8 protein-coding genes and 1 pseudogene are annotated in these 11,754 nt (G+C 61.2%); 4 read left to right on the top strand and 5 right to left on the bottom strand.

The genetic code is table 11. From position 1 onward, the window contains the following. Positions 1 to 64: 64 nt before the first annotated feature. Positions 65 to 817 carry a GntR family transcriptional regulator gene (locus ACFYW8_RS26220; protein WP_389080711.1) on the top strand — a complete coding sequence of 251 codons (753 nt, stop codon included), beginning with the start codon at positions 65 to 67 and terminating at the stop codon, positions 815 to 817. 431 nt (positions 818 to 1,248) lie between these two features. Here the strand turns inward: ACFYW8_RS26220 and ACFYW8_RS26215 are convergent, their stop codons facing one another. Together ACFYW8_RS26215 and ACFYW8_RS26210 are read right to left on the bottom strand one after the other, a co-directional pair. Beyond that, entirely contained in the window at positions 1,249 to 1,545 is a 297-nt protein-coding gene (locus ACFYW8_RS26215) for a hypothetical protein (RefSeq protein ID WP_389080706.1), read from the bottom strand. Between the two features lie 322 nt (positions 1,546 to 1,867). Further along, complete coding sequence (locus tag ACFYW8_RS26210) at positions 1,868 to 2,434, bottom strand: ATP-binding protein (protein WP_389080702.1); 567 nt, start codon at positions 2,432 to 2,434, stop codon at positions 1,868 to 1,870. A 178-nt stretch (positions 2,435 to 2,612) separates the two neighbouring features. Between ACFYW8_RS26210 and ACFYW8_RS26205 the strand changes: the two genes are divergently transcribed. Continuing rightward, the gene (locus ACFYW8_RS26205; RefSeq protein WP_389080698.1) at positions 2,613 to 3,965 is read left to right on the top strand and encodes a tetratricopeptide repeat protein; all 1,353 of its coding nucleotides are present in this window, start codon (positions 2,613 to 2,615) and stop codon (positions 3,963 to 3,965) included. A gap of 216 nt (positions 3,966 to 4,181) precedes the next feature. On the opposite strand, the gene ACFYW8_RS26200 is transcribed toward ACFYW8_RS26205, so the two are convergent. Next, positions 4,182 to 6,074 carry a UvrD-helicase domain-containing protein gene (locus ACFYW8_RS26200; RefSeq protein WP_389080696.1) on the bottom strand — a complete coding sequence of 631 codons (1,893 nt, stop codon included), beginning with the start codon at positions 6,072 to 6,074 and terminating at the stop codon, positions 4,182 to 4,184. Continuing rightward, on the bottom strand, positions 6,071 to 8,236 hold the full coding sequence (locus ACFYW8_RS26195; protein ID WP_389080694.1) for an ATP-dependent endonuclease: 2,166 nt from the start codon (positions 8,234 to 8,236) through the stop codon (positions 6,071 to 6,073). The genes ACFYW8_RS26200 and ACFYW8_RS26195 overlap by 4 nt, the downstream gene beginning before the upstream one ends. A 456-nt stretch (positions 8,237 to 8,692) precedes the next feature. On the opposite strand from ACFYW8_RS26195, the gene ACFYW8_RS26190 reads away from it, so the two are divergent. Both ACFYW8_RS26190 and ACFYW8_RS26185 read left to right on the top strand, forming a co-directional pair. Continuing rightward, the gene (locus ACFYW8_RS26190; RefSeq protein ID WP_389080691.1) at positions 8,693 to 9,598 is read left to right on the top strand and encodes a nucleotidyltransferase; all 906 of its coding nucleotides are present in this window, start codon (positions 8,693 to 8,695) and stop codon (positions 9,596 to 9,598) included. A 2-nt stretch (positions 9,599 to 9,600) separates the two neighbouring features. Then, positions 9,601 to 10,239: a hypothetical protein gene (locus ACFYW8_RS26185; protein ID WP_389080688.1), complete on the top strand. Its 639-nt coding sequence runs from the start codon at positions 9,601 to 9,603 to the stop codon at positions 10,237 to 10,239. Between the two features lie 158 nt (positions 10,240 to 10,397). On the opposite strand, the pseudogene dnaK reads toward ACFYW8_RS26185, so the two are convergent. Next, positions 10,398 to 11,754: pseudogene (gene dnaK, locus ACFYW8_RS26180) on the bottom strand (molecular chaperone DnaK); the annotation flags it as partial.

Below are 11,754 nucleotides of genomic sequence, written 5' to 3'. Positions count from 1 at the left end.
TACTTATGCTGACGAGTGATGTCGCGCGTGCGACGTGCCTACGACCTCACCCGGAGATGCCGAGATGACAGAGATCCAGCGCCCCGGAGCCCTCTACCAGCAGGTGGCCGCCGCGATCCGCGAAGCGATCCTCACCGGCGAGTACGAACCCGGAGCCCCGCTCCCCTCCGAGGCCCAGCTCATGGACCGCTACAAGGTCTCGCGACCCACCGTCCGCAACGCCGTCGCAGCACTGCGCGGGGAAGGCCTCATCGACGTCCACCACGGCAAGGGCAGCTTCGTACGCTCCGCCGGCGGTCCCGCCGCCGCGATCTCCCGCCACATCGGCAGGACACCGGCCGGGCATTTCAGGCTGTACGGCGTAGCCACGTGGCAGCAGGCCGAGGAACCGCACACCTACCGCACCCACACCACCAAAACCACGGCCCATCTCCTGGGACTCCAGGTGGGAGAGGCCCTGTTCGGCTGTGACCAGCTGCTCGTCGACCCGGCCACCGGAGCACGGGCGATGCTCCGGACACTGACCCCTTTCGCCACCGTCGAAGATGTGCCCGATCTCGGCAAGAGGCCGGACGCCGCCCCCGCCGCGATCTACGCCATGCTGACGGCGGCCGGCCACGAGCTGTGGTGGTCGGAGTCGGTACGAGCCCGCATGCCGCTGCCCGACGAGCGCACCACGCTGCGCCTGCCCGACGCGACCCCGGTCCTGCACGTCTCCCGCGTCACCTGCGGCACCGACGACCAGGCCCTGATCCTCGAAGAACTCCGCACCGGAGCAGCCCGCACCGAACTCACCTACCGAATCGACGCCGAATAGCCCGCGCGGCGTGCCCTCAGCCGGGAACCGATGGCGATCGGTCGAAACAGCCTTCACTTCCTCAAGGGCGCGCCTGCGGCGCGCCGGGCAGCCCGGCCGCCCCGGCCGGGCGTGCGGCGTGGCCGCCGGTCCCGTCCGGTCGCCCGACTGCCCGCACCGCAGCCCGCCGGAGGACAGAAGGCATCGACCGGACGGATCTGGCCGGGGCCCGTAGGGCTGGGGGTCGCCGGCCACCGAGACTTTAGGCAGCTCCCATGGGGCGAGCCTCGAAGAACAGGGGGCCGATCGGGCTCTTGCGGGCAGCTCCAAGGACTGCCCGATCCGCTGGCGAGCGTAAGGCCCCCTGTTCACTCGCCCCATGGCAGCTACCGCCCAAAGTCTCGGCGGCCGACGACCTGCCCACGCGCGCCACTCATTGGCGACAACACCTCTCATGCCGGGCCACCCTCGCCACTGGTCGCAGCCTCCAGGAACACGACCAAGCGGTCTACAGCGTCGAGCCGGACCGCCACACGTACGACGCCACGCCCGCACTCATCCGTCGAGGCAACGGCCCGCACCTGCGACAGCTCGAACCCCGCACCGAGAAGAGCCCGGTTGAGCCGGTCCGCTGCTTCCCGCGCCGCGCGCCAGCCCGCGATGTAGTCGACGCCCGACACCCATAGACCGCACTCCGCGCCCTCGCTGTCGAGACCGTCGCTCAGCCAGTCCTCATCCGAGCCAGTCACCTTGCCCACCTCTGCCCTGATCTAGGTAATGGTTCGTCAACTTCCTTTGGTCCAGGGCAGAACGCAGAGCAACGACCCCGGTACCATCAGGCACCGGGGACCGCGTGTCCCTCTCCGGACCACCCCGGTTGCTGCCAGGCGCGGGGGTGGTCCGGTCTCGGTATGAGGTTGTGAAGCGCGGCCCCTTAGGAACCGGGTGGGGAGCCCGGCAGATCAAGCCCAGGAGACCGCGCCCCGTTGGCCGGAGACGTAGCTCCGGTCCCGAGCCGCCGCCCGCTCCCGATCGCCAGGGAGTAACGAGGGACCGACGGCCCGGAGATCGTCAAAACCTGCCGCCCCCGGAGTCGCCTTCGAGGTCGAACCGACACCAGACGGTCTTGCCGCCAGGATCCCCAGCCGTCCACCAGACCGCCGCTGCCAAGCACTGAACGATCAGTAGCCCCCGGCCGCTGTCCGGTAACACCGCTTCCGCCAACTCGCCCATGAGGCGAGGGGAGAACGTGTCTCCCTGCGGCATGAGAGGTGGTGTCGAGTCTTCGTCCGTGACCCCGATGAACAGCCACTTCGGCCACAACTTGAAGGTGACGTCGATACGCCGATTCCCACCGGGATGAGCGAGGCACCGGTCCGGCACCGCGTGGTTCAGCACGTTGCCGACGAGCTCCGAGACAATCAGCCGGGCATCATTCACGGCAGTGTCCGCGCCAGCGCCTTGAAGGAACGTGGCGGTCATGTTGCGAGCAACGCGCAGCGTGTCGGGGAACTCAGCGAAGAGCGTCAGCGTCAAGAAGTGCCCGGCCGAGGACGGATCGGGCGCTGAGTACCAGTGAGCGAAGGCATCCAGCTCGCTCACCACGTGTTTGCGCTGCGCCGCTTTTCTCGCATCCATTTGCCACAAGCCACCGTCTCTGGTCACGTCCGCCGAGGCCTTCCCGGCAGGGTGGACAGAGGATGCATCTCCTGTACCTGTCGTCGCTCCCCCCTCTGGGGGACCCCCCTCGTGGGTACACTCGCAGAACGGACACAGAGTCAACATCAGGTCAGGTCAGTCACAATGGGGAAGTGAAATGACCGAAGCTGCTCCGACGCCGGCAGCGCTGCCGCCGCATGTACTGGAACGCGCGGACGTGCGTTCAGCGATAGCCAGTCACGACTTCGGCGAGGTCTTCAGACTCGCCCGACTCCACGGCAAGGTCAGCTACGCCAAGATCGCCGAGGCGATCGGCTACAAGCGCGAGCACATCGGCAAAATGGCCCGGCCGGAGACCGACGGCAAGGGCGCTCGACCACGGATCACTCAGCACCGCAAGATCCTCGAAGTGGTGGATGGACTGCGCATTCCAGGCCACCTCGCGGGACTGGCTCCACGCCCGTGGGAACTGGAGCAAGGGACGACCATCTTGGTTCCGGATGACCCAAGCACCCTGCTTGCACAGGGGGGTGCGGGGCTGTGGGACGTCGCCGAGGTGCTACGGCGGACCGAAATGTCCAACATCAACAGCGCGGCACTTGAGTCGATCGAGCAGGGCATCGACCAGTTGGCCCGCGCCTACCCGTACGCCGACGCCGACTATCTTCACGAGCGCACCCGGAACGGCTTGCAGTACGTCACGAAGCAGCTCGAAGGCCGGATGACACTGCGTCAGCACCGCGAGCTTCTCGTAGACGCCGGATGGCTCTTCCTGCTGAACGCGTGCGTTCAGTACGACCGCGGGCAGCGGGAGGCCGCCAACCTCAGCAAAGCCGCCGCGCTCCGAATCGGCGACGAAGCCGGACACGGCGAGATCAAAGCATGGGCATGGGAGATCGAGGCGTGGTTCGCTCTCACTCAAAGCCGCTGGACCGACATGCTCGACGCCGTGGAAGCCGGCCACTCCGCAGACCAGTCACATTCCGTCGGCGTACAGCTCTACGCACACAAAGCGCGCGCCGCCGCCCGGATGGGAGACGCCCGGCTTGTCCGTAACTCCCTGGACGCCGGACGCGCGAGGCTGGATCGACTGCCCCGTCCGGACCACCCCGAACACCACTTCATCATCGACCCGGACAAGTGGGACTTCTACGAGATGGACGCCTACCGTCTGCTCGGAGACGACGAGCGCGCCGCAGCCCACGCCCGATCCGTGATCCTCATAAGCACAGGCCCTGACGGCACCGAGATCTCCCCCATGCGCGCCGCAGAGGCCCGCCTCACGCTCGGAGTCGCCGCCGCCCGCACTGGGGACATAGAAGAGGCCGTAGGCATGGGCACCACAGCTCTTGCAGCCGATCGGAGGTCTCTCCCCTCCCTGCTTTTAGTCGCTAACGAGTTGGACAGGGAACTCCGCTCCCGCTACCCGCGCGAGGCCGCCTCTCGCGACTTCCACGAACAGATCTTGGCCATCACGCGCGGCACTAGCACGCCCGAGCTTCCGTTCTGAACCCGATGCCATGTACCGCTCATGGCCAAAGAAGGCGCCTCGCGCAATGGCCACCCTGCACAACCTGACCATCGACGCCCGCCCGTCACGCCAACATCGCCACGGGCACCCGCCACCATGCCCGCGACGCCACCCGCTCGCGACCCTCGGCATCACGCGACCAAACGGACACATCGCCTGAACGGCGCCGCCCTGCTCGACTGGCCCTTCGGCTCTTTATTGCAGCGCAAGGTCAGCTTCGGTCAGGACAAGTCCACCAGTCGCAATCTTTGATTTCTCAATCGCCAACTTTGCCTCAGCGGCGTCGCCTGCGAACACGACAACAGCGAGCGAATCAACGGCGCGTGACACAGACACGTACAGAAGGCGCCTAGTCCGTTCCAAAACCGAATCCTTACCTGCGGCCAAATTCTTTTTATCAGTCTCCGAGAGCTCTTTGATCCCAAGCAATTTCTCGTAAGAGTAAAGCGAATACTTCCCTTCTTCGTCATCCAACACAACAATGACCTTGGAGAATTCCGCCCCCTTGGTTCCATGTTGCGTAGAGTAGGGAGATTCTTGCCGAATGTACTGAAAGTAGGCCGCGAGTTCGCTCACATCGCAGGCCGTGAAGGCATCCAAAGCTTCTTTAGTTTCCGAAGTCAGCACGATTTCCGAATGCTTCCCCTCGGGCTCCAGATATACAGAGAGACGTGGGTCCGGGGCGACTAGACCCGCAGATACAGCCAGCCTCAGCGCCTTTCCGACAGAGCCCGAGCCACCCTCTTTCATGATTTTACGGAGATCCGTTACTGCGCCACGCGCAAGGGTCAATGTCTTTTTCACGTCCCGGTCCGACGCGTCTACGTCGAATACCCCGCCATTCTGATCACGAAGGACAGCGATCACAGAAGGAGAATCCACGCCATCAGCCGCACAAATGGGAAGAATGACGTCCTCGAACGGTTTGAGTGGCCAAGCGTCACCTTCGTCAAATGCTTCCTTAAAACCCTTCGATCCACTGTCGTGGAAGGCTGCATAGAGTTGCGCGAAACCCATCCGTTTGGCCACCATCCGGTGCACGATCACGAGTATCTTCGCACCTTGACCATCGTCAGCCGAGTCCGCAGCCCAACTGCCGGCCGCACTGTTCTTGCCCAGCCAAACCCGTACCCTCTCCAATCGTTCACCCCGCTGGTCGTCTGCAGGAAGAACGAAGAAGAAGGACTCTCCGACTATTTGCTTCTCTGGCGGGCGTCCCGGCACCTGAACCATGCCGTCGGCCTCAGATCGCACTTGATTAATTACACCGAGAACTCTCGTTGAACTACGGAAATTCTCTGGCTTCTCGATCCGTTCCCATTCTGTCTCTTCAGAAATCGACCCTGCACCGCGCTGAAAAATCTGCTGCATCGGGTCCCCGAAGAAACCAAGGCAGAAGGAACCTTGCGCTTGTGCGTCGACATATTTCAGCGCCTCGACGACGTTGGGAAAGGTATCCTGACTCTCGTCGACGAAAATGTAAGGGTACTTACTAGCGACGATTCGCCCGAGGAGCTTACTTCCCAAAATCAAGTCGGGAACCATCGTTACAATATCCTCGTGTCCAAGGATTCCCTTGGCGTAATCGCTTCCAACGCTATACGAATAGCGTTCAACCTCTTTGATTAGCTTAAGCTGGACGCCAAGCTTCTCCAGGTCCGAAGCGTCCTTCGCGATGGTCGGTGGACGTGTGCGCGATGTGTAATTCCCCTGCTTTTCCTTGAGCTCTTGAATCGCGGCCTTCACGTGACCGTCGACCCATTTGGCGATATCCGTCTGAAACGGCTTAATCAAGGTCCACAGGAAGCTGTGGATAGTAGACACGGAAACTAGTGAACTATTACCCACGTCCGCATGGATCTCTTTAGCTGCCACCTCTGTATAAGTGATGCATGCAACCTGCTGGGTTCGAGCTCTTAGACGGTCTCCATGCATCCTCGTCACATGATCGAGCGCCTTAACCAGGGAAGTTGTTTTACCTGAACCAGCGCCAGCCACCATAACGAAGGACCGGAGTTGCTTTCCATCCAAGATGCCATGCAACCTGACGTCTGCTGGCGTGTCGGGCGCTGAAATTCTGGATTTCATTTATTTCCTCCCACCACCGACGTGGTTGCCGCAGATTGAGGCAGCAATCTCTCACCTAGCCACACCAATCCATCCATGATGTACTGTGGCGGCTTCCAAGCAATGTCTTGTTCCGCAATAAGGCCCAGGGCAAATCTCGTCTTATCGAGGTTCCGAACCCGCCTGAAGAGCGCGTCATGCAACTCCTCTAGTGTCAATTGGTTTGATTTGGGGATTGATAGACCGATGGTCTTTCTCGACGGATCTTGAGTCCAAGGCAAATTCTCCAAGGCGAAAGCCTCTTCGAGAGTGCGACCGGCCAGCTCAGCCGAGTTTGCCCCCCATGCAGCAGGTCGACGGGTCTGATAAGCAACTCGGATGTTGCCGTCACCCTCTCCAGCGCACTTAATAGCCTTCTCGCTGTCCGGAAGGTCCAGAAATTCCTCAATCGTGTCCAGCTTCGGAAACCAGTGTTTGAGTGTCTCGTTTGAGGTCATGGCACGCGGCACAGTTGTCTTGCAGGCATGCCCCCCTTCGGTCTCCTTCGCCACGGCGCCTTTATCTTCGGATGGCTCAACGCTGTCAAGGTCCGTGATGACCAGCGTGGTGATGTCCAGAAATTCAAGCAGCTCTTGAAATTTATGGGCAAACGCCCCGCCAACTTCGAGAATAGTGAGGTGGGAGGCCTTCAGTGCAGAAAACTTACGCTCGATAATTAGCGGCAACAGCAGTCGCTCGACATTACCTTCTACCAATACGGCGGCGTCAGCGAAAAATAGGTCGCAGTGAGTGAGTTTCAGATACTGCTGTAGGAAATCGCGCGTATCCGCCTCTTCCCCGTGATAGAAGAGAGAAAGGTTCTTGACCTCACTGCGATGTACTGCTTGTGCGCCCCTGTCTCGACAGAAATACCGAATCGGCTGAAAGCTACTCTCGTACAAGATGTGTGACGAATGAGTAGTGACAACCATCTGAGTGTGAAATCCTGGCTTAGCCTCAGGCAACAGTTCAAATACTCTGCGAATGAAAACTTGCTGGAGCTGGGCGTGCAGATGGGCTTCCGGTTCTTCGATCATGATTAGGTGTACCGGCGGTCGCTGGCCCTCCGCATCTTCCCAGGCATGATGGAAGTCCAGGATTTCAACGGCCATATAGATCAGATTCTTGAATCCGAGACCGTTGTACTGATCTGGCAGGACCTGCGACGACTCAGAGAAGGGCGCGCCATTTACGGATGGAAGCATGTAGTGAACACGGGCACTCGTGCTCAGCATGTTCTGCATATTGAACGAAGCCTTGACCACCAAGCCGGCGTTACTGGCTCCCGGATACCCCAGGTGCTCAATACTTTTAAGGATGGAGTCAAACGCTTGAGCGAAATGTTCATTGAGGGCAGATTCCGAATTAGCGATAGCGCTAAGTGCACCAAAGTCGGTCTCAAACTTCTGCAAGTTGCGCTGATAGTACCTGCTAAGCCTCCGAGACAGGTCTTCGGCTCGGCCATGTGACTCCGCATCCGTGAGATGCCGCTGAGCATTAAGGAAATCAACTTTGATAAGGCCAGTGACCATCGCGCCGGCTCCGGATGCACTCGTCCCGAGACAGAATGGAATGTATTCGTCCTTAGGGATGAGATCGCCATCGCATTGCCGGGCATCTAGCACGTAGTACTTGATTTCGTATTCGCTCGCCAGCCGCTTCGTGAGGTAGTCAGTGAGGTTCAGAGGCCACGGCTTGTAAGCGTCTTCAGGACCCTCATCGGGCAGTTTCCTGTCTTTGCGTGCCTTCTCATAATTCTCAATGAGCGAGGATGGATCTCTCGGCGCATACACCATGCGCAGTCCAATGGGTTCCCCGTTCCAGTCAAGACCTGGCAGGAGGTCAAGCACGCGGTGCATATTATCGTCGTCAACTTCAAACCACAGATCAAAGTAGATCTTGGGTAGGTCCACCTCAGCATTTCCCGTGACGGGATCGAAGCTGTTAAATGCATCCCAACAGTCGGCCGTAAAATCATAAATCTGAAATCGAACCTTGGGATCCAGGAAGCGCTGGAAGACATGAGTCGCAGACGTCTTGCCGCTGTTATTAGCTCCGACGAAAATCGTTGTCTGCTTGTCCAGGTCTACTCGGACATTCTTCAAGCGGCGAAAGTTCTGAACTCGAAATGACTTGATGTGCACTGAACCCCTCGGCATCTTCTGAAGTTCTCTTGGTGCGTGGCCAGTCGCATACTTGGGAGCCGTTGCGCGCAGCGTTAAATTCGGCACGATGTCTATCGCGATGGACTCGCTCGAATGTTCGATATGGCCATCGCGTGGTACCGGATCGCGGAACGGGCGCTAACCGGCCGGTCCCTGCCCACCCTCTCAATCTGCAGGGCTGTTCACGCTATCGGACTGGAGGCTGACGTGACTGCCGATTCGCTAATGCTCCATTCACACTCGAGTGGCAGCGGTTACGCCCGGGTCAAGATACTGGTGCGTAACTTGGTGACGATGCTCCTCACCGCTTGGCCGGGGCGAGTTGACTCTCTCCATTGGGCATGTCGAGGCGAGGCATGTGTCTGCCGTAGATCGGCTTGTCGGTCCCCGCCCGTACGCTGTTTCCGCCGGAGGGCAAGAGGCAGGGAGGGACTCATGGCAAAGCAGCTGACGGTTACGCAGCGGCTCGCTCTGATCAACAGGTGGAAGAACCCGCCCGGCCGTTCCGAGCAGCTTCGGCTGGAGCGGGCCGAGCGCATGGTGAAGGAGGCAGTCGACCGGCACGGGCCGTTCCAGGGCCTCGACATCACAGTCGCGGCGAAGGGTTCCTACCCCAACAAGACCAACGTCCGCGGCGACAGCGACGTGGACGTCATGGTGAAGCTGAACGAACCCTTCCACACCGACGGCGCGGCGGCCTGGTGGTTTGGTGAACAGGCCGACGCTGGGACGTGGACCAGGTCCAAGCTCCGCAAGGAGGTCTACACCGCTCTCACGAATCGCTTCCAGTGGGTGAACCCGGACCACAACATCGCCTTCTTCGTGCCGGAGGTTGTCGGCAGCCGTCCCAGCATCGACGTGGTGCCGTGCTTCAAGTGGGTGAAGTACGACTTCTCGGCGCCCGGGGGTCAGCACGTGGGGAGCGTCGTCTATGGGCGCAACGGCAAGCGGATCATCAACTGGCCGGAGCACCAACTGGCCAACGGCCGCGCGAAGAACACCAGCACCAACCTGCGATACAAGTTCGTGGTGCGGGTCCTGAAGAACGTAGAGAACGACCTTGCGGCCGAGGGCGTGCTCAAGGCCCTACCGTCGTATTTTTCCGAGTGCCTGATCTACAACGTGCCGGACCACGTCTTGCTCGCCGGCAACTTCGACGACGCGGTCCGCTCGAGTCTGAATGAGGTCTACCGGCAGCTCACGGGAACCTGGTTCGGTTCCCAGCGCATGATGGAGCCGAACGGGATCAAGAAGATCTTCGGTGAAGGCCAGAAGTGGATCGAGAAAGACGCACGGGAGCTGATCGAAGGGGCCTGGTACTACCTCGGCTACGGAGGCTGACGATGAGCACCGCCACCACCATCCGCACCGGCGCCACCATCGCCGCCACTCTCTACACAGCCATCCTGCTCGCGCTGGGCCTGTACCCATCGCAGTTCCGCTACCTGTTCGCCTACATCCCAGCCGCTGTTGGATACGGCGTGATCGTGTTCGACAAGTGGGCCTGGCACTGGCCCGGAATCCATCGACTCACCGGGCGACCTTGGCTCACCGGCACCTGGCGCGTGATCCTGTCCCCGAGCTCGGACAGCCACATACCCAAAGGCGGAAACAAGGGCCCGATCACCACGTATCTGACGGTCGAGCAGACCTTCTGGAGCATGCACGCCACACTCCGCACCAAAGAAAGCACATCCCGCTCAAGCAACACCACCATCAGTTCCCCCGAAAACTCAGACACCGTCGAGATCGGGTTCCTCTACGACAACACGCCTCGCGTGGAACACCAGCGCCGCAGCCCCCGGCACGAGGGAGCCTGCCGCATGTCTGTCACGGGTCTGAACCCCCGGACTGCAAGCGGGCACTACTTCACCAGCCGGCTGACCGTTGGCGACATGGACTTCGCCCTGCTCAACCGCTCCACCGGCTACGGCACGTTCGCCGAAGCCCAGCTAGCCGACACGGAACACACCCCAAGCTGACTAAACCGTCACGATAGAGAGCCGACATCCTGGCACTCTCAACTGCCAGACGGTTGGGCCTGTACCGAGGGTGCGGAGCAACGACAAGGGAAGGTCTGTGAACGCGGCTTAACATGATTCATCAAGCCGTGTTCGCAGACTAATCAGCAAGCCGCCAATAGCACATTAGCCGCGACGGAAAGGCGATTCATTGCTGACCGAAGGATAATGATGTCGCTTTCCTTGAGCTTTCCCGCAAGGTCCGCGAGCGCGGTCTCCACTTCAGTCCTAACGCCCTCGGGAACCTCATCCTTGGCAGTGGCAAGAACGACTGCGGCTTCACGAAGGAGCTGTTCGGCTTGGTTGCGGGTCTCGGCGGTCTCGCGGCGGGCGTGGTCCTTCTCCGCGTACTTCTCGGCCTCCTGGCGCATGCGGTCGACCTCGTCCTTCGGCAGCGAGGAGCCGCCGGTGACGGTCATCTTCTGCTCCTTGCCCGTGCCGAGGTCCTTCGCGGTCACGTGCATGATGCCGTTGGCGTCGATGTCGAAGGCGACCTCGATCTGCGTAGAACCGCTTGGGGCCGGTGGCAGACCGGTCAGCTCGAACATGCCGAGCTTCTTGTTATACGCCGCGATCTTGCGCTCGCCCTGGTAGACCTGGATCTGCACGGACGGCTGGTTGTCCTCGGCGGTGGTGAAGATCTCGGACCGCTTGGTCGGGATCGTGGTGTTGCGCTCGATGAGCTTCGTCATGATGCCGCCCTTGGTCTCGATACCGAGGGACAGCGGGGTCACGTCCATGAGCATGATGTCCTTGACCTCACCCTTGAGGACACAGGCCTGGAGAGCGGCGCCGATGGCGACGACCTCGTCCGGGTTCACACCCTTGTTGGCCTCGTTGCCACCGGTCAGCTCCTTGACGAGCTCGGCGACGGCGGGCATACGGGTGGAGCCGCCGACGAGAACGACGTGGTCGATCTCGGACAGCTGGATGCCGGCGTCCTTGATGACGTTGTGGAACGGCGTCGTGCAGCGCTCCAGGAGGTCGGCCGTCAGCTGCTGGAACTGGGCGCGCGTGAGCTTCTCGTCCAGGTTCAGCGGGCCCTCGGCGGAGGCCGTGATGTAGGGCAGGTTGATCGAGGTCTCGGTGGACGAGGACAGCTCGATCTTGGCCTTCTCGGCGGCCTCGCGCAGACGCTGGAGCGCCATCTTGTCCTTGGCGAGGTCCACGCCGTGACCGGAGCGGAACTGCTGCACCAGGTAGTCGACGACGCGCTGGTCCCAGTCGTCACCACCGAGGTGGTTGTCACCGTTGGTGGCCTTCACCTCGACGACGCCGTCACCGATCTCCAGGAGGGACACGTCGAACGTGCCGCCACCGAGGTCGAAGACGAGGATCGTCTGGTCGTCCTTGTCGAGGCCGTACGCCAGAGCGGCCACGCTGGGCTCGTTGACGATACGAAGGACGTTGAGACCGGCGATCTCACCGGCTTCCTTCGTCGCCTGACGCTCGGAGTCGTTGAAGTACGCCGGGACG

Origin of the sequence: Streptomyces sp. NPDC002742 (genome assembly GCF_042888885.1) — a bacterium.
Taxonomy (GTDB): Bacteria; Actinomycetota; Actinomycetes; order Streptomycetales; family Streptomycetaceae; genus Streptomyces.
This window is presented reverse-complemented; position numbering and strand designations above follow the sequence as displayed.

What these genes read in the sequence shown, in the direction of transcription:
- ACFYW8_RS26220 (WP_389080711.1), top strand. Translation starts at nt 65, where the DNA reads ATGACAGAGATCCAGCGCCCCGGAGCCCTCTACCAGCAGGTGGCCGCC.
- ACFYW8_RS26210 (WP_389080702.1), bottom strand. Translation starts at nt 2,434, where the DNA reads ATGGATGCGAGAAAAGCGGCGCAGCGCAAACACGTGGTGAGCGAGCTG.
- ACFYW8_RS26205 (WP_389080698.1), top strand. Translation starts at nt 2,613, where the DNA reads ATGACCGAAGCTGCTCCGACGCCGGCAGCGCTGCCGCCGCATGTACTG.
- ACFYW8_RS26200 (WP_389080696.1), bottom strand. Translation starts at nt 6,074, where the DNA reads ATGAAATCCAGAATTTCAGCGCCCGACACGCCAGCAGACGTCAGGTTG.
- ACFYW8_RS26190 (WP_389080691.1), top strand. Translation starts at nt 8,693, where the DNA reads ATGGCAAAGCAGCTGACGGTTACGCAGCGGCTCGCTCTGATCAACAGG.
- ACFYW8_RS26185 (WP_389080688.1), top strand. Translation starts at nt 9,601, where the DNA reads ATGAGCACCGCCACCACCATCCGCACCGGCGCCACCATCGCCGCCACT.